At 28.5% G+C, this 1,741-nt stretch carries 1 protein-coding gene and 1 pseudogene; both read right to left on the reverse strand.

Features of this window, described 5'->3' with window-relative positions; translation table 11 throughout:
• Positions 1-213 precede the first annotated feature (213 nt).
• Positions 214-1,413, reverse strand: a complete 1,200-nt coding sequence (locus tag P8K68_RS14640; RefSeq protein ID WP_300252610.1) for a glutamate-5-semialdehyde dehydrogenase — start codon at positions 1,411-1,413, stop codon at positions 214-216.
• 10 nt (positions 1,414-1,423) lie between these two features.
• Positions 1,424-1,600, reverse strand: a pseudogene (locus P8K68_RS14645) (glutamate 5-kinase); the annotation flags it as partial.
• Between the last annotated feature and the right edge of the window lie 141 nt (positions 1,601-1,741).

Raw genomic sequence — 1,741 nt, forward strand, 5'->3', positions numbered from 1 at the left:
TTTAAATTGCTTTAAAAAATCTTCGTTCAATAAATCTTCTGGTTTCATAAATGTGTAAAATTTAAAATTAATAAATAAAAAATCTCAGGCTAAATATTAACCTGAGATTTTAAAACTTACACAGTTTATGAGATACTGCCATAATAAACTAAAAATCTCATGATAAATTATCATGAGATTTTTAGTTTTGGGGGTTTAAACATTATCAATTTATTAAACCCTAATGTGTCCATCACCAAAAACATAATACTTATTAATTACCAATTCTTTAAGGCCTAAAGGTCCTCGATGGTGTAACTTATCTGTGCTAATGGCAAGTTCTGCTCCTACACCTATTTGTCCACCATCTGTAAATCTAGTAGAGGCATTTTGGTAAACTACAGCACAATCTACTTGATCCATAAATGTTTTTGCTATACTATTACTTGTACTCATTATAGTTGCTGAGTGTCCGCCAGAATATTCATTTATTTTTTTTATGGCTTCATCTATTGAATCAACTGTCCCAATACAGCACTTAAGTTCCAAAAATTCTTGATACCATATTGATGCGTCATCGATTAGTTTTTCATCATTTAAAATATTCTTGGTTTTATCATCAACTAATATTTTTACACGATTTTTTTTTAATATGAAATTAAGTTCTTGAACTTTATTTTTATATTCTGGAATATTTTTATCCATTAATATTTTATCAAGTGCATTACAAGCCGATATTTTATCGGTTTTGGCGTTAAGAATAACTTCTATAGTTTTTTTCCAATCGGCATGTTCATGAACATATAAAAAATTATTACCTCGTCCGCTAACCAAAACAGCGCATTTAGCATGTTCTTTTACAAACTTTATCAATTTTTCTCCACCTCTGGGTACAATTAGGTCCAGAGGTTCCGTAGGATTTTTTAAAAAAGCTTGAGTTTCTTGTCTGTTCATGTTTAATAATTGAATAAAGTCTGTACTTAAATTATTTTCTTTAAGTGCCAAATGCCATAATTTTACAATAGCCGAATTACTTTGAAATGCTTCTTTTCCACCTTTAAGTACTATTTTATTATTAGCTTTAAAAGCTAGCACGGTAGCTTCAACAGTTACATCTGGTCTAGATTCATAAATAATCATGATTGTCCCGAAAGGAGATGTTTTATTAACAACCTTTAATTTACTTTCTAAAGTATGACTACTTATAATTTTATTTACAGGATCTTCTTGTGCTTTAACTTCTTTAATATCCGTAATCATACCATCTACTTTTTGTTTGTTTAAAATTAAGCGATCATACATGGCTTGATCTTCTATATTAAATGCTTCAATATCTTTTTTGTTTGCCTTTAGTATAAATTCTTGGTTTGCCTTTAATAGGCTTACCATACTTTCTAAAACATTATTTTTTACTTCTTCTGATAATAATTTCATCTTCATTTTTTTAAAGTGATACTTTTGTACCAACTGATTTTCCTTCTATAATATCAATAATAGTGTTCTTCTTTTTACCATTCGCTATAAAAGTTGGAATGTTATTAGAAGCTGCTTTTTGTGCATAATCTAGTTTAGACCCCATGCCGCCTCTGCCTTCACCTTCTGCTTTATTGTTGTCTTTAATATTTTAGTACATGACAAAAATATAATTCATTGATTTTCAATAAATTAAGCATTGATTAATTAGGTTAAAGCATTGATTTTCAGTATATTAGATGAATAATTCCACTTATTTTTCTAATGAAGAAAACCAATGCTGTCACTA

The sequence above is a fragment of the Algibacter sp. genome, from assembly GCF_029245835.1.
Taxonomy (GTDB): domain Bacteria; phylum Bacteroidota; class Bacteroidia; order Flavobacteriales; family Flavobacteriaceae; genus Algibacter_B.